The sequence below is a fragment of the Streptomyces sp. NPDC021019 genome (genome assembly GCF_044333295.1).
Classification (GTDB): Bacteria; Actinomycetota; Actinomycetes; order Streptomycetales; family Streptomycetaceae; genus Streptomyces.
In genome coordinates, this window is the sequence record NZ_JBIRQR010000001.1 from 929,633 (window position 1) to 951,630 (window position 21,998).

22 protein-coding genes and 1 pseudogene are annotated in these 21,998 nt (G+C 72.5%); 10 read left to right on the forward strand and 13 right to left on the reverse strand.

The features are described from left to right. Positions 1-180: 180 nt before the first annotated feature. From ACH4RG_RS04335 to ACH4RG_RS04345, 3 genes are all read right to left on the reverse strand, one after another. Positions 181-1,356 (reverse strand): MarR family transcriptional regulator, encoded by a 1,176-nt coding sequence (locus tag ACH4RG_RS04335; protein ID WP_398539093.1) that lies wholly within the window; start codon positions 1,354-1,356, stop codon positions 181-183. 357 nt (positions 1,357-1,713) lie between these two features. After that, positions 1,714-2,295 carry an HD family hydrolase gene (locus ACH4RG_RS04340; protein ID WP_398539094.1) on the reverse strand — a complete coding sequence of 194 codons (582 nt, stop codon included), beginning with the start codon at positions 2,293-2,295 and terminating at the stop codon, positions 1,714-1,716. 12 nt (positions 2,296-2,307) lie between these two features. After that, positions 2,308-3,426, reverse strand: a complete 1,119-nt coding sequence (locus tag ACH4RG_RS04345) for a helix-turn-helix domain-containing protein (RefSeq protein ID WP_397927628.1) — start codon at positions 3,424-3,426, stop codon at positions 2,308-2,310. A 120-nt stretch (positions 3,427-3,546) separates the two neighbouring features. Here ACH4RG_RS04345 and ACH4RG_RS04350 point away from each other — a divergent pair, with 120 nt between their 5' ends. The 3 genes from ACH4RG_RS04350 to ACH4RG_RS04360 all read left to right on the forward strand — a co-directional run bounded on the left by ACH4RG_RS04350 (position 3,547) and on the right by ACH4RG_RS04360 (position 5,280). Next, the gene (locus ACH4RG_RS04350; protein ID WP_397927629.1) at positions 3,547-3,699 is read left to right on the forward strand and encodes a hypothetical protein; all 153 of its coding nucleotides are present in this window, start codon (positions 3,547-3,549) and stop codon (positions 3,697-3,699) included. A 55-nt stretch (positions 3,700-3,754) separates the two neighbouring features. Continuing rightward, entirely contained in the window at positions 3,755-4,054 is a 300-nt protein-coding gene (locus ACH4RG_RS04355) for a hypothetical protein (RefSeq protein WP_397927630.1), read from the forward strand. 122 nt (positions 4,055-4,176) lie between these two features. Further along, positions 4,177-5,280, forward strand: a complete 1,104-nt coding sequence (locus ACH4RG_RS04360; RefSeq protein WP_398539095.1) for a methyltransferase domain-containing protein — start codon at positions 4,177-4,179, stop codon at positions 5,278-5,280. A gap of 58 nt (positions 5,281-5,338) precedes the next feature. On the opposite strand, the gene ACH4RG_RS04365 is transcribed toward ACH4RG_RS04360, so the two are convergent. The 4 genes from ACH4RG_RS04365 to ACH4RG_RS04380 form a co-directional block, all read right to left on the reverse strand. Continuing rightward, entirely contained in the window at positions 5,339-6,001 is a 663-nt protein-coding gene (locus tag ACH4RG_RS04365) for a DUF6461 domain-containing protein (protein WP_397919522.1), read from the reverse strand. 102 nt (positions 6,002-6,103) lie between these two features. Then, positions 6,104-7,270 (reverse strand): alanine--tRNA ligase-related protein, encoded by a 1,167-nt coding sequence (locus tag ACH4RG_RS04370; RefSeq protein WP_397919524.1) that lies wholly within the window; start codon positions 7,268-7,270, stop codon positions 6,104-6,106. A gap of 289 nt (positions 7,271-7,559) precedes the next feature. Further along, on the reverse strand, positions 7,560-8,288 hold the full coding sequence (locus ACH4RG_RS04375; RefSeq protein ID WP_397919526.1) for a uridine kinase: 729 nt from the start codon (positions 8,286-8,288) through the stop codon (positions 7,560-7,562). Further along, positions 8,275-8,916: a helix-turn-helix domain-containing protein gene (locus ACH4RG_RS04380; RefSeq protein WP_398539096.1), complete on the reverse strand. Its 642-nt coding sequence runs from the start codon at positions 8,914-8,916 to the stop codon at positions 8,275-8,277. Before ACH4RG_RS04380 ends, ACH4RG_RS04375 begins: the two co-directional genes overlap by 14 nt. 118 nt (positions 8,917-9,034) lie before the next feature. Here ACH4RG_RS04380 and ACH4RG_RS04385 point away from each other — a divergent pair, with 118 nt between their 5' ends. Continuing rightward, positions 9,035-9,700: a class I SAM-dependent methyltransferase gene (locus ACH4RG_RS04385; RefSeq protein ID WP_398539097.1), complete on the forward strand. Its 666-nt coding sequence runs from the start codon at positions 9,035-9,037 to the stop codon at positions 9,698-9,700. Between the two features lie 41 nt (positions 9,701-9,741). Here the strand turns inward: ACH4RG_RS04385 and ACH4RG_RS04390 are convergent, their stop codons facing one another. Together ACH4RG_RS04390 and ACH4RG_RS04395 are read right to left on the reverse strand one after the other, a co-directional pair. Next, entirely contained in the window at positions 9,742-10,347 is a 606-nt protein-coding gene (locus ACH4RG_RS04390; protein WP_397927829.1) for a DM13 domain-containing protein, read from the reverse strand. Beyond that, positions 10,347-10,682, reverse strand: coding sequence for a hypothetical protein (locus ACH4RG_RS04395; RefSeq protein WP_397919532.1), 336 nt, complete (start codon positions 10,680-10,682; stop codon positions 10,347-10,349). Before ACH4RG_RS04395 ends, ACH4RG_RS04390 begins: the two co-directional genes overlap by 1 nt. 123 nt (positions 10,683-10,805) lie before the next feature. On the opposite strand from ACH4RG_RS04395, the gene ACH4RG_RS04400 reads away from it, so the two are divergent. Together ACH4RG_RS04400 and ACH4RG_RS04405 are read left to right on the forward strand one after the other, a co-directional pair. Then, positions 10,806-11,015, forward strand: coding sequence for a hypothetical protein (locus tag ACH4RG_RS04400; RefSeq protein WP_397927633.1), 210 nt, complete (start codon positions 10,806-10,808; stop codon positions 11,013-11,015). A 7-nt stretch (positions 11,016-11,022) separates the two neighbouring features. Continuing rightward, positions 11,023-12,135 (forward strand): sensor histidine kinase, encoded by a 1,113-nt coding sequence (locus ACH4RG_RS04405; protein ID WP_398161626.1) that lies wholly within the window; start codon positions 11,023-11,025, stop codon positions 12,133-12,135. A 65-nt stretch (positions 12,136-12,200) separates the two neighbouring features. On the opposite strand, the pseudogene ACH4RG_RS04410 reads toward ACH4RG_RS04405, so the two are convergent. Further along, positions 12,201-12,617 (reverse strand): annotated as a pseudogene (locus tag ACH4RG_RS04410) (VOC family protein); the annotation flags it as partial. A 153-nt stretch (positions 12,618-12,770) separates the two neighbouring features. Beyond that, positions 12,771-13,874, reverse strand: coding sequence for a citrate synthase 2 (locus ACH4RG_RS04415; RefSeq protein ID WP_397919538.1), 1,104 nt, complete (start codon positions 13,872-13,874; stop codon positions 12,771-12,773). 331 nt (positions 13,875-14,205) lie between these two features. Between ACH4RG_RS04415 and pdxH the strand changes: the two genes are divergently transcribed. Further along, positions 14,206-14,847, forward strand: a complete 642-nt coding sequence (gene pdxH / locus ACH4RG_RS04420) for a pyridoxamine 5'-phosphate oxidase (protein ID WP_397920525.1) — start codon at positions 14,206-14,208, stop codon at positions 14,845-14,847. A 274-nt stretch (positions 14,848-15,121) separates the two neighbouring features. On the opposite strand, the gene ACH4RG_RS04425 is transcribed toward pdxH, so the two are convergent. Then, positions 15,122-16,561, reverse strand: a complete 1,440-nt coding sequence (locus ACH4RG_RS04425; protein ID WP_397919540.1) for a phytase — start codon at positions 16,559-16,561, stop codon at positions 15,122-15,124. Positions 16,562-17,030: 469 nt separating this feature from the next. Between ACH4RG_RS04425 and ACH4RG_RS04430 the strand changes: the two genes are divergently transcribed. Beyond that, complete coding sequence (locus tag ACH4RG_RS04430; RefSeq protein ID WP_397927635.1) at positions 17,031-18,470, forward strand: PAS domain-containing protein; 1,440 nt, start codon at positions 17,031-17,033, stop codon at positions 18,468-18,470. A 315-nt stretch (positions 18,471-18,785) separates the two neighbouring features. Here ACH4RG_RS04430 and ACH4RG_RS04435 read toward each other — a convergent pair whose 3' ends face one another. Further along, a complete protein-coding gene (locus ACH4RG_RS04435; protein ID WP_397927636.1) occupies positions 18,786-19,541 on the reverse strand; it encodes an SIS domain-containing protein in 756 nt (251 codons plus the stop codon). A 220-nt stretch (positions 19,542-19,761) separates the two neighbouring features. Between ACH4RG_RS04435 and ACH4RG_RS04440 the strand changes: the two genes are divergently transcribed. Together ACH4RG_RS04440 and ACH4RG_RS04445 are read left to right on the forward strand one after the other, a co-directional pair. Continuing rightward, complete coding sequence (locus tag ACH4RG_RS04440) at positions 19,762-20,454, forward strand: metal-dependent transcriptional regulator (RefSeq protein WP_397919546.1); 693 nt, start codon at positions 19,762-19,764, stop codon at positions 20,452-20,454. 652 nt (positions 20,455-21,106) lie between these two features. Next, positions 21,107-21,979, forward strand: a complete 873-nt coding sequence (locus ACH4RG_RS04445; protein ID WP_397919547.1) for an alpha/beta fold hydrolase — start codon at positions 21,107-21,109, stop codon at positions 21,977-21,979. Positions 21,980-21,998: the final 19 nt, after the last annotated feature.

The following is a 21,998-nucleotide window of genomic DNA, read 5'->3' on the forward strand; positions in this document are numbered from 1 at the left end:
ACGAGCGACCGCAGTTCATCCGGGACGATCCACGGAAGCGACGCTCGCTTCCCCACGGACAGCCCAACGAGCAACCAAGCCGACAGCCGCACCATCAGAGGCTTCTGTCAGGACCTTCAACAGAGAGGGACGACACGTCGGCAAGGGAGACCGCGTCGCACCGAGACCCTGCAACAGCCCTCAAGGGGCCTTGAGCAAGTCACGGAGGCCGGCGACGTATGCCTCGATGTCGCGGGCGCCGCCCGCTGTCTCGGCGGTACATGCCGGGGAAGCGGCCGCCCCGGAGTGGTGGGCGGCGCGGCAGGGGCGGCAGAGCCCGTCGGGGAGGGCCTCGGGGCGTCCGGGGGCGCCGCAGTCGGTGCACTCCACCAGAACGCGGCGGGCGGGTGCGTCGGGCAGGGCCTGCTCGGCGGGCAGCCGGGGCGGGATCTTGTCGGTGAGGCGGCGGCGGACGAAGCCGACCGGGGAGTCGACGCGCTCGGGGAGCCCTGCGGTGAGGGCGGCGGTCAGGTAGTCCGCGTCCACACCCCGGGCGAACCAGGCCGCAGCCGCCGACTCCAAGACGGCGCAGTCGTCGGCGGACAACGCCAGGCGTCGGTCCGTGCGGCCGAGTCGGGCCAGGGCGAGGTAGGCAGGGGAGTGGGGTGCGGCGGTCGGAGCGGTCGCTCCCGCCGGCGGAGCCGAGCCCTGGGCCGGGCCCGGTGCGGGCGCTGTGCCCGGGGGATCGGCCGGGGTGCGCTGGTGCGGTACGGAGGCGGGGGCCGTGGTCTCCGCAGGCTCTGCGGGCCCCGGGGCGGCGTCCGCGTGAGATGGCTCCGGGGATTCCGGGGTGGCTGCTCCTTGGGGCCCGCCTGACAGCGCGGGCGCGGGCGGGTCCTCGGCCGGGACCCAGGGAGGCGGAGGGGCGGCGGTGGAGGAGGCCGTCACTCCGGGCGCGGGGCGGGCGGCCCCGGCGTCCTCGGTGGCGAGGTAGGCGTTCCACCAGTCGTTGTCGCGTGCGGTGCGGGACCAGAAGGTGCGGAACGCCCAGCGGGTCTCGTCACCCACGCCGACCGCGCATCGGACGCGCCGCAGGTGGCCGGCGACGGACAGGCTGGTCAGGGCGGTGGAGATGGCCTGTTGCCCATAGAGCGGGAGTTGCTTGGCCAGGGTCTTCACGCTCATCGAGGCGCCCTCGGGGAGGTGGTCGATGAACCCGGCGACGTACCGCTCGCGGGCCGGGAGGAGCGCGAAGTCGTGTCGCGAGCGGGCCTGTTGGTCGGGTGCGGAGCGTTTGCCGTAGCCGGGCTTGGCCATCGGGTGCGCGGCGGAGCGTGCGGGCGCGGGCAGGGCGGAGCTAGTGTGCTGAGTAGCCAAGGGATCGACTTTCTCTCGATCGTGCGGTGAGACCCCGGCCCGGTGCTTCCAACACTGGTCGGGGTCGTTTGGTTCTCGCACCGTAAGCAGTCGTGACGCTGTGCCGCAAGCCGTCACGATTAGTCATACTTGCTGACCGTGACGGGGTGGGGAGGGAGGGGAGGTTTTCCCAACCCCCTGCTTCTCCCTACCGGTTACAGAAGGCGCTCGAACCCCGGGTCCCGCATCCCGAAGCTCGGGTCCCGGCACCCGAGTTCCGGGCCCGGGCCCCACTCATGTACCCCGGAAGAGTGACCCGACCGCCCCGAAGCCCGAGGCCCGAAGCTCAGGGCTCGGGACCCGAGTTTCGGGGGAGGGCTACTTCTTGCCCTCCCCCAGGGCTGCGCGCAGCCAGTCGAGGCTTCCTTGTGCCAGAAGTTCGTCGGCCAGGCGGTTGGCGGTCTCGGTGACGAGTCGGCTGCGGCTGTTGTCGATCCAGCGCTGGGCGTTCTCGTAACCCTGGGCCTTGTACTCGATGCCCTGGAGCATGCACTCCAGCTTGTCCGCGTCCCGGGCGCAGACCGCCTCCGGCGACTCCTTCGCCTCGTACTCCGCGATCAGTTCGCGGACCGCCGAGGCGAGCACGTCGGGCATACCCGCCGTCTGGGCGGCGGTGACTTCCTGCGGGTCGCCGGCAGGCGCGTACCTCTTCCCGAGGTGGTTCACGTCGCCGGTCCGGGTCTCCTGCGTGTCGTGCCACACAGCGAGATAGGCGGCGCGCGCGGGGTCCGCGCCCTCCAGCTTCGCGATGATCGTGGCGATCAAGGCCGTACGCCACGAGTGCTCGGCAACGCTCTCCGGATCACGGACCCCGGCCATCCACCACCCGGTGCGCCGCGTCTGCTTGAGCGTGCCCGCTTCGTACAGGAAGCGGCCCACCGCGGACAGGTCGTCAGCCACGACCCTCTCCTCTCACGCCTCGGCGAGGCGGATTGCATACCGGATGCCCTCCAGCTCCCGGCGCGTCCGTGCCGACAGCTCTCGACTATCCAACATCACAGGGAGGGATGCGCGTAGTTCGTTCCTGCTCGCGGTTTCGGGTCGCAGCAGGTTGGGACGTGCGGCGAGCAGGGCCCACAGGGTATGAACGTTCAAGTCGAAGAAGCCATGGTCCGGGGTCAGGCCACGAACCAGGTGGCGCATGAGTTTGTCGCCGGGCCACGGGCCCGGGTGCGTGGTGGCGATGAAGTCGTCGGAGAGTTGGATGTGCGGTGTCTCACCGATCCAGTAAGCCCAATAGTTGAGGTTTGCTGCCTCGCCTGCGTCGTTTTCGGCGAGTGTCACGCTGATGAAGTGCCTCATGCGGTCCCGGTCGCCCTGTCTGGCGGCGACGGCTGCGACCGAACGGGCGTTGAGCCAGGCTGCCAGCCACCCGTCAGGGCGTTCGGTCCGTTGCTGCTGGGCCAGCCAGTCGGAGGTGTCGGACGCGTCGTCATACCCGGCCAGGTAGAGGGCTTGACGGCGCAATAGAAAGCGGTCTTTGCCTCGCGCCTGCTCGGCGGCTTGACGCATGCGGGAGAAGAAGCGCCTGCGGTCGGCAGCGGACAGCTCGGGACCTCGCGGCGCGGGCCCCCTGCGCGGTCGCGGAGAGGCGGGTAAGGATCGCAGCGGCGTTGGAGCCACGCCGTTGAGTGGCCAGGAAAGCAACTCGACCAGCTCACGCTGCATAACCCACGCGCCGATCGGGCTGTCCTCGGTGGGTACGTCCTCGTTGAGAGTGGCCGCCAGAAGTACGTCGGCCTCCGTGGCCCGTTCCAGAGCGAGGAGCAGGACGGGCGCGCTGCCCAGGCGTAAGAGTTGATGGCGGTGTACGAGTATCTGCCCGACCGGGACAGCGGTCAAAGGCCGACGCCCCGATTCCCAGCCCGCGACCGTGTCGGGCGAGACCCGCAACTGCTCCGCGAGGGCCTCCTGTGTGTGGTCCAGCTGTTCGCGGATCCGGCGGAATACGTACCCGGACACTGTGCCGCCGCGGCTTCTTTGCGGCATTCCCCGACCGCTGGTCAGGGTGGTGCGTGATCCGCTGTCCATAGCGCCCCCTTTGCCCGTCGGGCACCCGTACCCGCAGTCAGTTCAAGCGGCGGCCCTTGCTCTCTACCGTCGTAGTCACAGTGACAGCCCTGCGACAGAGGGTAGTGGAAGGCGTTTGTCGTGACGATGACGATCAAGGTGTACGAGGTGGATCGCGAGGGTCGTGCCCGGGTGCTCCGGCCGGAGGCCGAGGTGATTCCGCTCGAAGAACCGGAGTTTTCAAACGAGTTTGCCGCATGCGAGTGCCGCCTCTGCACTGGGGGCGATTCGTGAAGTCGGTGCCAGCACTGGAGGAAGACGAACACCGGGCCTGGCGGGAGGCGCGCGGATGAGGCGCTACGCGGAGGGGGACGCGCACGAGTTGCCGGTCGAGGGCGATACCGGTGCGTACTGTCCGGGTCATGAGGTGACGCTGTTGTGGCGTGGTGACCCGATCACTTCCGCTGATGTGGCCGAGGGGGCGGCGGCTGACCTGGGTGGGCTGTGGGCGGGGGCGGACGGCCCGTACGGCATTGCTTGCCGTAGCGCCTCGGTGACCGGTCTCGCCGACGTGCACGCCCTCTGCCTGCGTCCGGACTGTGTCTGTCCGTGTCATGCGGTGGCCACCGCGCTCCGGGAAGCGGTATGAGCATCAACTTCTCGGCAACGGATGTGCGTACCTGTGAGGCGTGTTGGCGTTCCCCGGTGACCGCCGCCCCAGGAGCCGAAGCCGACTCCGGACGGCAGTCGCCCTCAGTGCTTCCCGCAGCCGTGAGCGCCGCACCCCAGGCACCCACCTACCCGGACCTGGTGCAGGAGCTGGCCGATCGTGGGCTGCTCACTGGCCGGTGGCGGCGGGTGTTCGAGGCCGTTCCGCGCAGCCGGTTCGTCCCGGCGGATGTGTGGCGGCAGTTGCCCGACCAATGCGCGCCTGTCGTGGGAACGGATGCGTGGCTGGCGTTGGTGAACTCGGACGAGCCGGTCGTCACTCAGCTCGACGACGGGGTCGAGGGCGGTCCCGGTGTCGCTACGTCGTCGAACTCGATGCCCTCGATGGTCGCCCGGATGCTCACGCTCCTCGAAGTCGTCGACGGACAGCGGGTAATGGAAATCGGCACCGGCACCGGGTATGTCGCCGCGCTGCTCTGCGAACGGCTCGGCGACGATCTGGTCCACAGCGTCGAGGTCGACCCGGTCGTGGCCCGGCAGGCGGCCGACGCCCTCGCGCAGGCCGGCTACCGGCCACACCTTCGCGTCGGCGACGGCGAACAGCCCTGGCCCGGTTTGGGACTGGTCGACCGGCTGGTCTCCACCTGCGCCCTGCGGTACGTCCCGTACGCGCTGCTCCGGCAGGTCCGGCCCGGCGGGGTCGTGGTGGCCCCGCTCGCCCGGGAGTTCTGGTCCGGAGCACTGGTCCAGCTCCGCGTTCAGGACGACGGCACCGCGACCGGCCCGTTCTGCGGCGGGGCCACGTACATGCCGATGCGCTCCCATCGCGTGCCCGATCTCCACGAGGTGCGGGGCCAGGGGCGGGCCCGTGCGGCGGGCCTGGACCCCGCCCGGCTCCTCGACCTCGGGTTCGCCCTGTACGCGGGGGCCCGGCTGCCCGGCGTACGGCTCATCCACCAGAACACCGCCGACGGTGCCCGGGTCTGGGTGACCCGGGAGGACGGAGGCGCCGCGACGACCGCCACAGGTGAGGAGGTGTGGCAGTACGGGCCCGGGTTCCTGTGGGAGGAGATCGAGCAGGTCTGGTGGGAGTACGAGTCGGTGGGGCGACCCGACGCCGGGCAGTTCGGGCTGACCGTGACCGACCGGGGCCAGCAGGTATGGCTGCGGGACCCGGGCGAGGTCATCCGAACCAGCAGGGCGTAGCGCCGGCCGGGCGCAGGCCGTGGTCCAGGGCGGCGGACGGCGATTCTGCCGTTCAGGTTCAGGACAGTCCGCTTGAAGGGCCGAAATCCAGGACGGCCCCGGGCGGAACCGGTCCCTCTCCCGCGTAGGTATGGCCCAGGGGCGCCGCTGGTGTCTCGTCCTCGGCGAGCGTCAGGCTGGGCCAGGGCCCGGCGAGGATCGCGTCGTCCAGGGTGATGCCTAGGTGGGCGAGTACGAGGGCCACCACTGGGGCCACCCCAGAGCCCTCGCCTTCGTGTGCGGCGAGCACTTCGTCCACCCGGTCCCACCAGGGGCCGAACGGTTCGGACCGGCTGTGCTCCGTGCCGGGCTCGAAGTACTCGACGCACTCACCGTTGCGCCAGTGCTGGAAGACGTCGATCCCCTCGGTGGTCGCCACGCTGTACGTCTCAGTCCCCCTGGACAACTCCGCGAGCGATTCTTCCCGGCAGCCGATGTCGCCGTCCTCCTCGACGCAGAAGGCCCACTCACCGATCCTGCCCGCCCGCAGCAACGAGACCGTCCCGTGGGCCGATCCGCCCGAGGGCAGATCAGAGGCCGCGTCCCAGTCGAGCAGGCGCGCCCGCCCCGGATCGGCGCCGTAGCGGGCGAACACCTCCTCGGGGCCGAGGCCGCGGGTGAAAGTCGCGCACATCCAGGCCCTCGCCCACTCCAGCGAACCCGCGTCCACGTCTACTCCCATGATCTGTCTCCGTCATCCACACCTGACGCCGTCTGTCAGGGGCGAGCATTCCGGGCTCCCCACAGTGTGCCAAGTCCTGCGGGGGCGATGCGCTTCATGCCCTCACTCCTCGCGCAGGCTCAGGACCAGCTCGCGCGGCAGCCCATGGGTGTCGTGGAGGTAGTGGAAGTCCTCCTCGGTCAGCGGGCCTTGGAAGCGGGGCTTGGCGAGCACCCCTCGGCCGCGCTCCAGGAGCCCGTGGAACCGGTGTTCCTCTTCGAGAAGCATTCCGATCACGTCGCCCGGGCGCATGTCCTGCCGGAAGTGGTCCAGAGTGTGCTCGACCAGTTCTCGCGGCAGGTCCCCGACGCTCCGCGAGGGATCGTCGCGCCACAGCACGGTGAGCACCCGCCGTACCAGGCGGCGCAGCACGTAGCCACGCCCCGTGTTGGCCGGGCGTACGCCGTCTCCGAGCACCACGACGGCCGACCGCAGGTGGTCGCAGACCAGGCGCAGTGACGGTTCGTCCAGCGGCCAGAGGGCGGGCACCAGGCGGCGCCAGGGGGCGAAGACGTCGCAGGCGAAGACGGACGACTCGCCCTGGAGCAGGGAGGCCAGCCGCTCCAGGCCGAGGCCGGTGTCGACGTTGCGCTGGGGGAGGGGGACGAGGGAGCCGTCGCCGAGGCGGCGGTGGGTCATCGTGACGTGGTTCCACACCTCGACCCAGCGGTCGTCGCGGGTGGGCGTCGACCGCGGCGGGCCCTCGCCGGTCCACAGGAAGATCTCCGAGTCGGGGCCGCAGGGACCGGCCGAGTCGTTGGGCCACCAGTTGTCCTCCACGGTGAGTTCCACGGGGACGCCGAGGCCCTGCCACATCTCGACGGAGGCGGTGTCCGGACCGGTCCGGCCGTCACCGGCGAAGGCGGTGGCGTGCAGCAGACCGGGATGGACGCCCAGGCCCTCGGTGAGCAGCCCGTACCCCCAGTCGAGACTGAGCGGGCCCCCGTAGTCGCCCAGCGACCAGGTGCCGAGCATCTCGAAGACCGTCAGGTGCGTGGCGTCCCCGACCTCGTCCAGGTCCGTGGTGCGCAGGCAGCGCTGTACGTTCACCAGCCGCCGGCCCAGCGGGTGGGGGCGGCCCTCCAGGTACGGCGTGAGCGGGTGCATGCCGGAGGTGGTGAAGAGTACGGGGTCGCCGTCGGGCGGCAGCAGGGTCGATCCGGTGATGCGGCGGTGGCCGCGCTCCTCGTAGTACTCGACGAACGTGCTGATCAGCTGGTCCGTACGCATGGGTGGGGCTCCTTCGCGTGTCGCGGGGAGGCACCGGAGAACGGGACCGTTCGTCACCCGGCCGGGGCCAGGGGCGCCACGGCACTGCCGACGGACCGTTTCCGGTCGCCGGGGGGAGGGAAGGTCAGGCGGCGGCAACCGGCGAGCTGGTCGCTCGCGCGGTCGCGGTGGTGCTGAGGCCGGTGACGTTCATGCGGCCGAGCCTAACGTGGTCCTCCCGCCGGAGCACCCGGATTTTCCAGCCCGCGCACCGGCCGACGCGATCACTCCGCGCAGGAGAGCAGCGGGGTCAGCCCGTGATCAGCCGCGGTCGCGCGAAGTCCGTGTTGTCCACCACCGCGTCCATCCTCGGCAGCGGGTCCACCTCCCTGAGGTAGATGCGCTCCGCCACCAGGTAGCGGTCGCGGTGGATCGCCTCCGCGTCCGAGCCCGCCCAGTTCTGGTCGCGTTCCGCGCCCCGCCGAACGGAGAGTTCGGCGTCCACGTCCATCCAGACGCGGAAGTCCCAGTACGGGTCGATCTCGGGCCGGAACGCGAAGACCCCGTCCACGATCAGCACCGAGTCCGGGGCGAGCGGGGCCGTCTCCGTCGCGTGGCTCTGCTGCGTCAGCGGGTCGATGAAGCACAGCGCGCAGGAGTCCGCCGCCGGGTTCCGGCAGGGGTCCAGCAGCAGGCGGCGGACCGCGTCGTAGTCGTACGCGTTGCGGTAGTAGCCCTCGCCCGACTCCCGGTCGTAGAGGTGGCGGTCCTTCCACGGGTTCTTGTAGTCGTCCAGCGTGGCTCGGAGCACCGGACGGCCCGACGCCGCTATGCGCTCGGCCAGTTCGTGGCCGAAACTCGTCTTCCCTGCTGCGGTGAAGCCGTCGATGCCCACGAGCAGGCGGCCCGGACCGACGGTCGACACGCGTTCCGCGAGAGCTTCCGTCAGGGCGCTGCGATCGGCCGACGCCGGTGGCGGGCAGGGCTGTTGCCAGGTCGAGGGGGAGTGGTGAACCGATGCCGCGTCAGTGGGTCGCATGGGCTGATCCTCCCAAAGGCCCCTGGCGGGCCCTCAGGTGGGCCCGCTCGCCCTGGTGGCCGAAGAGGACCAGGAGTTCCACCGTCCGGTCGTCGTCGGGGCCGAGCCAGTGCGGTACGTGGGTGTCGAACTCGGCCGCTTCGCCAGGCTTCAGGACCAGCGTCCGTTCGCCCAGGATCAGCCGCAGCCGCCCGGCCAGCACGTACAGCCACTCGAAGCCCTCGTGGGTCCGCAGGGTCGGCTCGGTGTCCGGCCCCGGCGGGATCAGCAGCTTGTGGGCCTGGACGCCGCCGGGGCGGCTGAGCGGTACGTAGGTGAGGCCGTCGCGGGTGACCGGGCGGAGGTGGATGCGCGGGTCGCCCGTGCGGGGCGCGCCCACCAGTTCGTCCAGCGGCACCGCGTGGACCTCCGCCAGCGGCAGCAGCAGCTCCAGCGTCGGCTTGCGCGTGCCGCCCTCCAGGCGGGACAGGGTGCTCTCGTTGATCCCGGTCCGCTCGGCCAGATCGGCGAGGGTCATCCCGTGCCTGCGCCGCAGGTCGCGGAGGCGGGGTCCCACCGCCGCCAGGATGCCGTCCTTGGTGTTCCCGGGTGCGGGCGCGTGTCCTGCCGCGTCTTCTTCGGCTGCCATGCCTGCCAGGTTGCCGAAACGGCATGGGAGCTTGCAAGTGTGGCGGACCGCAGCGCACCTTTCTGGCCAGCGGGGCAGCTCGGCCGGAGCGGCCTCCACGGGCATGAAGGGAACAGCCATGAGCAGCGACACCACCGGCGTCACCGACTCCGCCGCCTTCTGGGAGAACCACTACGTCGGCGTCGACGCACAATGGGGCACCCGCCCCAACGCCGTCCTCGCCGAGGTCCTCACCGCCCTGGCCCCCGCGCCGGGCGGCGGCGGACGGGCGCTGGACCTGGGGTGCGGGCACGGCGGCGACGCGCTCTGGCTCGCCTCGCTCGGCTGGGACGTCACCGCCGTCGACGTCTCGTCGACCGCCCTGGGCCGGGTCGCCGCCGGGGCCGCCGCGGCCGGGCTGGCCGACCGCGTCCACCCGAGCCGGCACGACCTGGCCCGGACCTTCCCCGACGGGACCTTCGGCCTGGTGACCGCCAGCTATTTCCACACCCCTTTGGAGATCCCCCGCGAGGAGGTACTGCGGCGGGCCGCCGAGGCCGTCGCCCCGGGTGGCCTGCTCGTACTGGTCGAGCACGCCTCGCTCGCCCCCTGGTCCTGGCGGGACGGCCACGAGGACGTACGCTTCCCCGCCCCCGACGACGTACTCGCGTCCCTGCGGCTCGGCGACGGGTGGCAGATCGAGCGGTGCCACGCGCCCCGGCGGACCGCCACCGGGCCCGGAGGTGAGACGGCGACCGTGACCGACAACGTCATCGCCGTCCGACGCGCCGATACCCGGGACTGAGCCGCCCTCGGGCGCGGCAGGCGGACGTCCGCCGGACCGGGTCAGGCAGGGGCGAGTTCGGCCGCCCCGAAGGAGACGCTGAACCGGGCGCACCAGATGCTCACGCTGGTGAACTCGTCGAGGTCGATGCCGGCCGGCAGGGCGTAGTTCTGGTCGCCCTTGTTGCCCTTGAGCTTGCCGAGACTCTCGTGAGCGCCGTCGTCGAACACGCTCCAGCCCGCTCTGCCTTCCTTGACCGGAGCGTCGGTGATCCAGACGTGCAGATCGGGGCCGTTGCTGGTGTCCAGGCCCTCCAGACGCAGAGTGCGCGAGCCGTCGGGCAGGCGGACCACCTTGACCGTGCCCCTCGTGCGGTGTTCGTGGCTGATCAGTTCACCCGTCGCCAGCGTCTCCGGTCCCGGCGGTGCCGGTGGTGCTGTGGACCGGGAGGCGCCGGGGGAAGGCGGCGCGGTCACCGGCGGGGCGGTGGGGACGGCCAGTTCCTCGCGTACGGTCTCGTCCTGCCACAGCTTCCACGGCTGGAACCAGTACAGACCCCCACTCACGGCCACCGTGACCGCGATCAGCGCGGCGGCGAGCACCGGCCCGCGCGATCGCGATCGCCGTCGCTTCGGAGCGTCCGGGCGCTGCGGATCGTGCCTCGTCATCATCTCGCCTCTCTTCGGGCCTGCCGGTCGTCTGGTGCGAGCCGTAACCCGGTGTGGATCGGTACGGGAAGGACGCCCGCGCGCCACTGGACCCAGTAGACGCGCCCGAACAGGGCCCACCAGGGTCTTCGTATGCCGACGACGGTTCCCCGGTTGTCGCCCTCGCGGTGGTGGAGCACCTTGTCCCCGACCCGTAACGCGACGGGGGCGGGCGTCCCCGACAGCGGAGTCGCGGACGGGGAAGAGAGCGGGGAAGGGGAAGAGAGCGGGGACGGGGACTGCGGGGAGGCGCTGCGGCAGGGGTCGTCGGCGTCGCTGGACACGGTGAAGGGCATGTCCACCACTCTATGAACGCGAAGCGGGCATAAGGGACTTCAAGTTCTTACGAAAGCGGGACGTCGACGGCTGGACCAGGGCCGGACGCCCCGGGCGCCGCCGACCGGTGCGAGGCTGGGGCCATGCAGACACCACCGCCGGACGCCGGGCACCGCGTGCTCGTCATGGGCCTCGTCGTGGACGACGGCCCGACCCTGGCCGGGGCCGTCGCGGGGCGCCCGGGCCGCGCCGTGCACGCGGGTCCCCGCACCGCCGACGGACCGGCGGCCCCGGCGTGCGCCGCGCGGCGCAGGTCCGGCCGGCCGGGGCGCTCCACGACGACCGAAGGCTGACGGAACCGTGCTGGACATCCTCATCATCGCCCTGCTGGCCTTCTTGGGCGCCGCGGTCGCCGGGCTGCTCGGCGCCCTGGCGCTCCGGCTCCTGCGGCACCGTTCCCTCGTGGTCACCCTCGCGGTCGTCGCGGCCGTCGCGGTCCTCGCGATGCTGCTCGGAACCCTGGCAGTGGCCTGGGAGATGTTCCTGTCGCCGCACGATCTGAACGTGATCGTGATCGTCGTGGCGATGGCCGCCGTGGTCTCCCTGGCCACCGCGCTGCTGCTCGGCCGCTGGGTGGTCGCCCGCAGCCTGGCCCTGACCGAGGCGGCCCGCTCGTTCGGCGACGGCGGCAGCTTCGCCGCGCCCGCGCGGGCGGCGACCGCTGAACTGATGGCCCTGAGCGCGGAGTTGGAGTCGAGCAGCGCCAAGCTGGCGAAGTCGAGGGACCGTGAACGAGCCCTGGAGGCATCACGGCGAGAGCTGGTGGCCTGGATCTCCCACGACCTGCGCACTCCGCTCGCGGGTCTGCGCGCCATGTCCGAGGCCCTTGAGGACGGTGTGGCCGCCGACCCCGACCGCTATCTGCGCCAGATCCGCTCCGAGGTCGAACGCCTCGACACCCTGGTCGGCGACCTCTTCGAGCTGTCCCGCATCCACGCGGGCGCCCTCGCTCTGAGTCGCGCCCGGATCTCCGTCTACGACCTGGTCGCCGACGCCATGGCCGGGGCCGACCCGCTCGCCCGGGAGCACGGAGTGCGCCTGGTCGGCGAGGCGGTCGACTGTGTGCCGGTGGAGGTCGACAGCAAGGAGATGAGCCGCGTCCTGGGCAACCTCCTGGTGAACGCGATCCATCGCACTCCGTCCGACGGCACGGTCGCGGTCGCCGCGCGGCGCACCGACGACGGTGTCGTCCTGTCCGTCACCGACAGCTGCGGCGGTATCCCCGAGGAGGACCTGCCGCGCGTCTTCGACACCGGCTGGCGCGGCAACCACGCCCGTACGCCGCCGGCGGGAGCGGGACTCGGCCTGGCGATCGTGGCGGGCATCGTCGAAGCCCACCAGGGCCGGGCCGCCGTGCGCAATGTGATGGGCGGTTGCCGCTTCGAAGTCACCCTGCCCACGTCACACGCTTAGGGCGGCCGTCGAGAACACCCGCCGCCCGCCCCCGCCCCGATGTGCCGGGCCTGTTCCGCCACTCACTCGGGGCTGGTCGCCGGAGCCCGCCCCGGGGCCGGGTCGTTGACGAACAGGCAGAAGGGATGGCCCACCGGGTCGAACAGCACCCGTACGTCCGGCTGCGGCTGGAACTCCGCAGATGTCGCGCCCTCCGCCACCGCGTGGGCCACGCCTGCCTCCAGGTCCGTCACCTCGAAGTCCAGGTGCAGCATCATCAGCTGGTCGCCGGGGGACGCGGGCCAGACCGGAGGCACGTACGCCTCCTCCGTCTGGAAGCCCAGGCCGGAGCCGCCGCCCGGCGGGAGGAGCTTCACCCAGCCCGGCTCCTCCTGCACCGGCTCCCACCCCAGGAGGCGGCGGTAGAAGTCCGCCAGCTCCGCCGCGTCCGGGGCGTCGAGCACCGTGCTGGAGAGGGTCATGGACGGTCGGGGGGTGGTCATGGTGAGCCTCCTCGCTCCGGAAGTGAGGTTGAGGTGCGCCGGGGTGCCGGGGCGGGCCGGGTGTGCCGGCCATCCGGCTCGGGCCGGGGTGTGCCGGTACGCGTACCCCGTACCCGCGCGTTCACCGGCCGCGAGCCCCCGCGCCCGCCCCTCTCAGCCCGCGACGATGTCGTCGTACCCGTCGATCTCGCGCGGGTCCCGCGTTCCCGGGCCGATGTACGTCGCCGACGGGCGCACCAGGCGGCCCGTGCGCTTCTGCTCCAGGATGTGCGCCGACCAGCCCGCCGTACGGGCACAGGTGAACATCGACGTGAACATGTGCGCCGGGACCTCCGCGAAGTCCAGCACGATCGCCGCCCAGAACTCCACGTTCGTCGCCAGGACGCGGTCCGGACGCCGTGCGTGCAGCTCCTCCAGCGCCGCCTTCTCCAGCGCCTCCGCCACCTCGAAGCGCGGGGCGGCCAGCTCGCGGGCCGTGCGGCGCAGGACGCGGGCGCGGGGGTCCTCGGCGCGGTAGACGCGGTGGCCGAAGCCCATCAGGCGTTCGCCCCGGTCCAGCGCCTGCTTCACGTACGCGCTCGCGTCGCCCGTACGCTCGATCTCCTCGATCATGCCGAGGACCCGGGACGGGGCGCCGCCGTGCAGCGGACCCGACATCGCGCCCACCGCACCGGAGAGGGCGGCCGCGACGTCCGCGCCCGTCGAGGCGATGACCCGGGCCGTGAACGTCGAGGCGTTCATGCCGTGCTCGGCCGCCGACGTCCAGTAGGCGTCGACCGCCTTCACGTGCTTCGGGTCCGGCTCGCCGCGCCAGCGGATCATGAACCGCTCCACCACCGACCCCGCCTTGTCGATCTCGCTCTGCGGCACCATGGGCCGCCCCTGGCCGCGTGCCGACTGGGCGACGTAGGACAGCGCCATCACGGCCGCCCGCGCCAGGTCGTCGCGGGCGGTCGCCTCGTCGATGTCCAGCAGCGGCTTCAGACCCCAGACGGGGGCCAGCATCGCCAGCGCCGACTGCACATCGACCCGGATGTCACCGGAGTGCACGGGGAGCGGGAACGGCTCGGCGGGCGGCAGTCCGGGGTTGAACGCCCCGTCCACGAGCAGGCCCCACACGTTTCCGAACGAGACATGGCCGACGAGGTCCTCGATGTCGACCCCGCGGTATCGGAGCGAACCGCCTTCCTTGTCCGGTTCGGCGATCTCCGTTTCGAATGCGACGACTCCCTCAAGGCCGGGTACGAAGTCGGACATCAGGCGGCTCCCTCGGTTCGGCGGGCGGCGGGCGGGCGGCAGACCCGGTTCGGCGGCCGTGGCGTACGGAGTGTGCATGTACCCGAAGGCGCGTGCGTGTACCCGGGAGGCCGCCGCTGTGCGAAGACCACAGGGCCCTGCCCCAAGATATTGGCGGGTTCCCACGGAGCGGGGAAGCGTGACATCCGGCACAGGGCTCCATTTCGGCGGTGCGTGGTTACGGACCCTCCCCGCCGGGCACACTCCGCCGCTGCGGCAGGATGGGCCCGTGCCCACACCAGAAGATTCCTCGGGATCCCTCCCCGACGATTGCACCACCGATCCGGCGGCGATGCGCGAGCAGTACCGCTCGGAGGACTTCACCGAGCGCGACCTCAGCCCCGATCCGATGGACCAGTTCGCCCGCTGGTTCCGCCAGGTCGCCGTCGGCGGGGTGCTGCACGAGCCCAACGCGATGATCGTCTCCACCGCCGCCCCGGACGGCCGCCCGTCCTCGCGGACCGTGCTCCTCAAGCAGTACGACGAGCGGGGCTTCGTCTTCTTCACGAACTACGACTCCCGCAAGGGCCGCGAGCTGGCCGCCAACCCGTATGTCTCGCTGCTGTTCCCCTGGCACCCGATGGCCCGCCAGGTCATCGTCACCGGCACCGCCCTGCGCACCTCCCGTGAGGAGACCGTGGGCTACTTCCGCACCCGCCCGCACGGCTCCCAGCTCGGCGCGTGGGCCAGCGCCCAGTCCACCGTCGTCGGCTCCCGCGAGGAGCTGATCCGCCGGTACGAGGAGCTGGCCGCCCGCTACCCCGAGGGCGAGAAGGTCCCGGCCCCGCCGCACTGGGGCGGCTTCCGGGTGGTGCCCGAGGCGATCGAGTTCTGGCAGGGGCACGAGAACCGGCTGCACGACCGGCTGCGGTATGTGAGGGAGGGCGACGAGCCGGGCGCCGGAAAGTGGCGCGTGGAGCGGCTCTGCCCGTGACCCAGCCGCCGTGAGCGGTGTGCGGGGCCGGGAAACGCAGAAACCCGCAGGCTCTGGTTCCTCCGTGCACAGAGGAGCCGGCCGGACTTACCGGCGAGCCTGCGGGTCGGTGACTGCTGGGGATTGGCCGGCGTCCGGCCATGCACTGCAAAGAGCGCGACGACGGGCGTCAGCCCGCAGTCACCTCACGAGTCCGAGAAGAAATCACTTCCGGAACACCTCCTTTCTTCGCTGCCCTCAGCCTAAAAGCGTCCGGGCTCGCGGTTCAACCGAATTATTCGGCGACTTTCTCCGTGCCGGTCTTTCCCCCGGCGCCCGTGAGGCCCAGTGCTCCCCGGACCTTCCTCAGGTCGACGAACTTGAAGCCGGTGGCCTCCCGTCCGTCCTGCGCCGGGGTGGCGCTGCCGTCCTGGACGACGAGCAGGCCGCCCGGATACCGGCTGCCGAGCGGTTCGTGCATCACCGCCGCGCCGTCGCACGCCTCGGACCCGTCCAGCGTCGCCGAGGCCGCCGTCACGCGGAAGCCGCCCGCGTAACGGGGGAGGGGCCGGTCCTCACGGCCGGCCCGGTTCTCACGGCCGCCTCCGTTCTCGCGGCCGGCCCGGTGGGCGTACACGGCGAAGGTGTCGTCGCCCTGGCTGGAGGCCAGCAGATACCGGTCGCCGTTCCGCTCGGGGAGCAGGGTCAGCCCCTCCACGTCGGCCGAGATCCGGGTGCCGCCGAAGCCCGGGTCCTCACCGGGGGCGCACTCCTCGCTCTCCTCGTCGTAGGTCCCCGGCACGCCGTACTCGCGGACCTTGTCGACCAGCACCGGCTTCCCCCGCAGGTCGGCGGGCATCCGCCAGATCCCCACGTCCTCCTGGCCCGCGTAGAGCGTGCCGTCGGCCGGGTCGACCACCATCCCCTCGACCTGGGGCAGCTCGCCCGGTTCGCCGCACGGCGTCCAGGACGTGCCGTCGGGCAGCCGGAAGGCGGAGGGCAGGTCGAGGCTCCGGACCTTGCGGTACGTCACGGTGCCGGACCGCGTCGGGAGCAGCTCCAGCAGCGCGACCGAGGTGCGGTTGCGCCGGCTGGCCAGGGCGTACGAACGGCCGCTGCGGCGGTCCGTCCAGGTGGCCAGGCCGTACGCCGTCGCCTGCTCGTCGACCTCGTCCTGGTCGGCGGAGAACACCCGGGGCGCGGCGGGGTCGGTGACGTCGGTCAGCGGGCCGCCCGGCCTGGACGGATCGATGCGGTGGATACGCAGCCTGTCGTGGCCCCGGTCGGAGGTGACGGCCAGGTCCGCCGTCCCGCCCCGGTGCAGCCGCACTCCGTGGACCAGGTCGACGTTGTTGAAGCGGCCGGGGGCGTCGTCGGGGCCGGGCGCGGGCGGCGCGGGGAGCGACTGCACCGGGCGGGCGTCCAGATCGTAGACCCGCAGCCCGCCCTCCTTGGCGGTGGCGATCACCAGGCTGTCGTCCGGAGAGGCGGGGTTGCGCCAGATCGCGGGATCGTCCGCGTTGGCGTTGCCGCCCTGCTCGTCGTCGTACAGCGTGGCGGTCTCGGCGCGCGGGGTGACGGCGGGGAGCGGCCCGGGGCCGCCCTGCCGGGCGGCCGGAACCAGGGGCGCGGCGGGTGCGGGCGCGGCGGCGACGAGGGTCGCGAGCGCGGCGCAGACGACGAGGGCGGTCGTCGCCCCCGTCGCCGTCGGACGTGCGGTGCGGAAGGGCGTCACGGAGGAGCTCCTTGCGGTCGGGGGTCGGAGGAGCGGGAGCGGCCGGGGCAGAGCGAGTGGGCGGGGCTGTGCGGGCCGGGAGCGGCCGGGGCCGCGGCGTGCCGAGGCGACCCGAGGCGTGCGAGGACGACCCGAGGCGGCCCGATGCGTACGAGAGCGAGGGCGAGGGCGGGGAGGAGGGCGAAGGCGACCCAAGGATGGGCGGGGCCGGTGCACTCCGTGTGACGTCTCCGCCACGCACCGCCGTGCTGCCGGTGAACTCCTCATGCCGGAGGGCTCGACGAGGTCCGGCCGCGTCCGCGGTGTGGCGTGAAAGCGATGGGAAGCGACCGGAAGTCCGCCGGTGGGGAGAAAGGATTTCGGCGAAGTCGATGTGCGCTGGGTCACGTTCGAGTTGAATGGTCTGACGTGCAGCAATACACGCGGCGACGCGTGGGAGAACGGCCGACACGTTCTGCGGGGGTGCGGAGTGGGTGCTTTCAGCAGCAGCGGGACCACGGACGAGCTCGGACCGGACGAGGATCCCGGCGGCGGGCCCCCCGGGTGCTCCGCGGACCCCGGGAGCCCGGCCGGCGAGGACGGGGTCCCCGGCGAGCCTCCCGGGTCCGAACTGCTGGCGGCGTTGCTCGACGGCATGGACGCCGCGCTCTGCGCGTTCGACGCGGCCGGCACGGTCACCCACTGGAACCGCGAGGCCGAACGCGTTCTGGGCTGGACGGCGCAGGAGGCCGTGGGACGTGCCGGCTTCGCGGGCTGGGCGGTGCGCAGGGCCGACGCGGACGAGGTGCGGGCGCGGCTGATGTCGGCCATGGACGCGCCGGGGCGGCAGGTGCACGAGTTCGCGCTGCTGCGCAAGGACGGCGGCCGGGTGCTGGTGCGGACCCAGTCCGCCGGTGTGCGCGGCGCGGACGGGAGGCCGGCCGGGGTCTACTGCGCGTTCAGCGAGGTGCACGCCCGGATCGACCTGGAGCGGGCCATCGCGCTGAGCGAGGCACTGCTGGAGGACGTGTCCTGGGGCGTGGTCCTCCTCGATGTCGACCTGCGTCCGACGGTCGTCAACGCGTACGCGGCCCGTGCGCTCGGCGGGGGCCGCGCCGCTCTCCTCGGCCGTCCGCTCGGCGAACTGGTGGTCCAGGGCGCCGAGGAGCTGGAGGCGGCCCTGCACCATGTGCTCGCCGAGGGCGCCCCGACCGCCCCGGCCGAGCTGTGGGTGACCCTGCGGACCGCGGAGGGCGAACGGCGCCGGTGCTGGCGCAGCGGGTTCCTGCGGCTGGCCTCACCGCTGACGGAGGAACCGGTCCCGCTCGGGGTGGGGTGGCTGTTCCGGGACGTCACCGCCGCGAAGCTCGCGGAGCAGGAGGCCGACCGGCTGCGGTTCCGGGCGAGCCAGCTGCACCGGGCCGCCCGTACGGCCTCCGAGTGCGAGGACCCGATGGAGGCGGCGACCACCCTGCTGGACTTCGCGCTCGCCGGGTTCGCCGACCATGTCCTGGTCGACCTGGTGGCGGGCGATCCGACGGCGGGCGGGCGCCTGGTGCGTACCGCGGGGACCCCCTCGGACGGGCCCGGCCCGTGTCTGCCCGTCGCGGGCGGCTCGATCCCCGTCCGCTACGGCCCCGGGCACCCGGCCCTCCAGGCCGTCGAGCGCACCGGCTCGGTCCGTACGAGCGCGGGCGCCGGGGCCTCGGGAGGAGGACCGGCCTGGGCGACCGAGCGCCGCTGGCCGGGGGACGCGGCCCACGCCCTGTGCACCGTGCTCCGGAGCCGGGGGCGGACGGTGGGCGCGCTGACGTTCCTGCGCGCGGCGAACCGGGCCGCCTTCGAGCGCCCGGACGCGGCGTACGCGGAGACGGTGGCGGCCCGGGTCGCGGGAGCCGTCGACCTGGCCCGGGTGACGGCGGGGACATAGGCGGGCTCTCGCCGCGCGCTTCCGGCAGGCGCCGCACCGCCGGTCCCGCTCGACCACCCGGCGAGCCCGGCAGGGGCACGGGGCGGGGCCGGGCAGCGGCACGGGCGGATCCGCCGCGTCCACCCGCGCCGGCCCGCGCCCCCGTACCGTGCGGACGCCGCTCCGCTCCAGCTCCCCGGCCCCGCAGCCGCTGCTCCGCCGGGCCCCGCGTCCGGCTCACCGGAATGCGGCCCGGCTCCCCGTCCACCTGCTTCCGGCAAGCGGCAAGCGGCAAGCGGCAAGCGGCAAGCGGCTTCCGGCGGCCGGTCCGGGCGCTCAGTGGCGGTAGAAGATCCGGTCCCGGTACTCCGTCATGACCCGGCCGTTCCACTCGTGGCCGCCGTCGACGTTGCCCGAGCGCAGCATCGGCGGCTCGACGCCCCGGGCCACCAGCTGCTCGACGGCGGCGGCCAGCATCGCCTGCATGATCGCGCTGGTCACCACGGTGGAGGCGGGGGCGAAGGGGGCGTCGACGCCGGGGACCGTCAGCTCCGCGTCGCCGATCGCGATCTTGCTGTCCAGGACGATGTCGCAGTGGTCGCGCAGGAAGCCGCCCGAGGCGTGCCGGGAGCGGGTGCTCTCCGCGTACGCGACCGAGGTGAGGCCGATGACCTTCAGGCCGAGGGCGCGGGCGTTCTGCGCCATCTCGACCGGCAGGGCGTTGCGCCCGGACAGCGAGACGATCACCAGAAGGTCCCCGGCGGTGGCGGGGCTGGAGTCGAGGACGGCCGAGGCGAGCCCGTCGACCCGCTCCAGCGCCGAGCCGAGCGTGGCGGGCATGACGTCCACACCGACCACGCCGGGCACGGTGAGCAGGTTCATCAGCGCCAGGCCGCCCGCGCGGTAGACGACGTCCTGGGCGGCCAGCGAGGAGTGGCCCGCGCCGAAGGCGAAGAGCCTGCCGCCGGACTCGACGGTGTCCGCGACGGCCGTGCCGGCGGCGGCGATGCTGTCCGCCTCCTCGTCCCGCACCCGCGTCAGCAGGCCGATCGCCGCATCGAAGAACTGACCGGCCAGCTTGCTTTCGCTCATCGGAGGAGCCCTTTCGACGGGGGATGGCGCGGTGCGGGAATGCCGGTGCCGCCGATCACGTTGCGGTCTGGACCAGTGGACTGTCAATAGCGCCTTGCGACCCCGGCCGCACGCACTTCCCCCGTCTTCCACCGGGGCGGCACGGTTGTCGGTGCTATGCGTCAGAATTGGTGCAGGGCCATCGCACGACGTTTTCTAGTCACAGCATCGAGGGGCACGTATGTCCGGACTGATCGACACCACGGAGATGTATCTCCGCACCATCCTCGAACTGGAAGAGGAAGGCGTGGTCCCCATGCGCGCCCGCATCGCCGAACGGCTGGACCAGAGCGGTCCGACCGTCAGCCAGACGGTGGCCCGCATGGAGCGCGACGGACTCGTCCAGGTCGCGGGGGACCGCCATCTGGAGCTGACCGAGGAGGGCCGCCGCCTCGCCACCCGCGTCATGCGCAAGCACCGGCTCGCCGAGTGTCTGCTCGTGGACGTCATCGGCCTGGAGTGGGAGCAGGTCCACGCCGAGGCCTGTCGCTGGGAGCACGTGATGAGCGAGGCGGTGGAGCGGCGGGTGCTGGAGCTGCTGCGTCACCCGACGGAGTCGCCGTACGGGAATCCCATCCCGGGCCTGGAGGAGCTGGGCGAGAAGGCCGGGGCCGATCCGTTCCTGGACGACTCCATGGTGAGCCTGGCCGAGCTCGACCCGGGCACGGAGGGCAAGACCGTGGTCGTGCGCCGGATCGGGGAGCCGATCCAGACCGACGCCCAGCTGATGTACACGCTGCGCAGGGCCGGGGTGCAGCCCGGGTCCGTCGTCAGCGTGACGGAGTCGCCCGGCGGGGTGCTGGTCGGCTCCAGCGGGGAGGCGGCCGAGCTCGACTCCGACGTCGCCTCGCACGTCTTCGTCGCCAAGCGCTGACCCGGCTGCCGTCCGGTGCTGACGCGTTCGTCGCCCGGTATCGGCCCGGTGGCCGGCCGTGCGTCGGCCACCGGCAACACAACCGTGATCTGCGCTCGCCGATTTCCGTCCGGAATGGCAGCGGCCGGACGCGTCACATGCCAGGCTGAGGCCAGGCAGAGGACCTGAGGGTGTCGGTCGGCTCCGGCCGGCACGGTCGGGGAGGGAGCAGGGAATGCGCCCGTCGTACCACCACGTGCACCGCACGGTGCCCGGCGCGCTTCTCGACGCCCTGAGGAATGCCCTGATCCCGGCAGATGCGGGGCGGTTCGCGCGGCGGTCTGCCGTCGTTGCCGAGAGTGTCGGGCGCGGTGCCCGCACGGGGGGCGGCCCCGGCGTCCGAAGGCGCCGGGGCCGTCCCTCCCCTGTGCTGACCCGGAGCCCCGAGCTCTCAAGGTCAGTTCCCGCGGGCCCCTGTCCCCGAGCGGCCCGCCTCCCGCTGAAGATCTCCCCAGGCTCGTCGGCATCAATCCTTGACGAGTGTCACTCGAACGTGGGGTCTTCGGTGGTGGAACCTCATTTTCGAATAAGAGTTCGATAGCCTGGCGGGGCGCGACGACACGGTGATCGAGGACCAGAAGGGGGTGCCAGGACTATGGTGCGGCGCATCGATGTGACCGGAACCGACGGCGTACGCCTCGCGGCATGGGAGTTCGCCGATCCGCCCAAGGGACGCGCGGAAGCGGACACCGCGCCCGGAGTCTTACTGCTCCACGGGCTGATGGGCCGGGCCTCGCACTGGGCCCCGACCGCCCGCTGGCTGGCCGAACGGCACCGCGCGGTCGGCCTCGACCAGCGGGGCCACGGCCGCAGCGACAAGCCCGCCGACGGCCCGTACACGCGCGACGCCTACGTCTCCGACGCCGAGGCCGCGATCGAACAGCTCGGGCTCGGCCCCGTCACCGTCGTCGGCCACGCCATGGGAGCGCTCACGGGCTGGCAGCTCGCCGCCAAGCGCCCCGACCTCGTCCGCGCCCTCGTCGTCTGCGACATGCGGGCCTCCGCCCTCGGGGCGGCCTCCCAGCGCGAGTGGAGCGACTGGTTCGACTCCTGGCCGCTGCCCTTCGCCACCCTCGCCGACGTGCGGAAGTGGTTCGGCGAGGACGATCCCTGGGTGGAGCGGCCGAACCCCTCGCGCGGCGAGTTCTACGCGGAGGTGATGGCCGAGCGGGAAGACGGCTGGCGCCCCGTCTTCTCCCGCCACCAGATGCTCCGCACCCGCGCCACCTGGGTCCTCGACGCCCACTGGGAGGAGCTGGCGCAGGTCCGGTGCCCCGCGCTGGTGCTGCGCGGCCTCGACGGGGAGCTGGGCCGCGCCGAGGCCCAGGAGATGGTCCGGGTCCTGCCCCGCGGCCAGTACGCGGAAGTGGCGGACGCGGGCCACCTCGTCCACTACGACCAGCCGGAGGGCTGGCGGGCCGCGGTCGAACCCTTCCTGGAACAGCTGAGGACAACCGGGACGACCGCGAACCCGGTCTCCTCGTAGCTCCGGCGGACCGGAACCG